The 684-nt window shown below is 41.2% G+C and carries 1 protein-coding gene; it reads right to left on the bottom strand.

Going from position 1 to position 684, the window contains the following annotated elements:
• A partial coding sequence (locus tag BK127_RS42275) for a TetR/AcrR family transcriptional regulator (protein WP_076238592.1) occupies window positions 1-458 on the bottom strand: 458 nt, incomplete at its 3' end.
• Window positions 459-684: the final 226 nt, after the last annotated feature.

Below are 684 nucleotides of genomic sequence, written 5' to 3'. Positions count from 1 at the left end.
GAATCCAGATCTCCCCTAAACTCCCCAGCTTTAATCCCGTCACGAATAATACTTTTCATCATATCCAAGAAGCTATGGAGCCCCTGCCTTGCTCGACCACAAAGCTCCGAATGAGTATCGTCACTTTCTACAGCTGTATTCTGCATGGGGCATCCGCCAATAAATGGTGGATCGTTAACGACATCCTCATAGACACGAAAAAAAGCAATCAACCTTCCTGACGCAGACTGCTCTTGATCGACCGCCTCAGAAAATTTTCTGGTGACCAAACTGGCAGCATAATTGTAGGCTTCAAGCGCAATCTCGTCTTTACTGGCAAAATGTCGATAGATGCCCCCTTTCTTAATTCCGGTGTCGCCAATAATATCATTTAGCGATGTACCGGCATATCCTCTCTGGTTAAAAATTTCAGCCGATTTCATAATGATATGTTCCCGTGTTCTGTCCCCTTTTTTCATGAGATCCTCCGTATGAACCGTATTCTAATCATTTATTATAAACAAATTATACACAATTCCGACCTTGCCATTCACTAGAATTATGCTAAAATAAATGATACCATTCGGTACCTTTTATTTTAAAACAAGACGGTCCAGAATGAAATAGCGCCGAGCCATTTTGATTTCATGAGAGGTATTCGCCTCTTTGGAATAAATAAAACTTATAGGAGGACTTGAGAATGAC

Source organism: Paenibacillus sp. FSL H7-0331, assembly GCF_001956045.1.
This window is presented reverse-complemented; position numbering and strand designations above follow the sequence as displayed.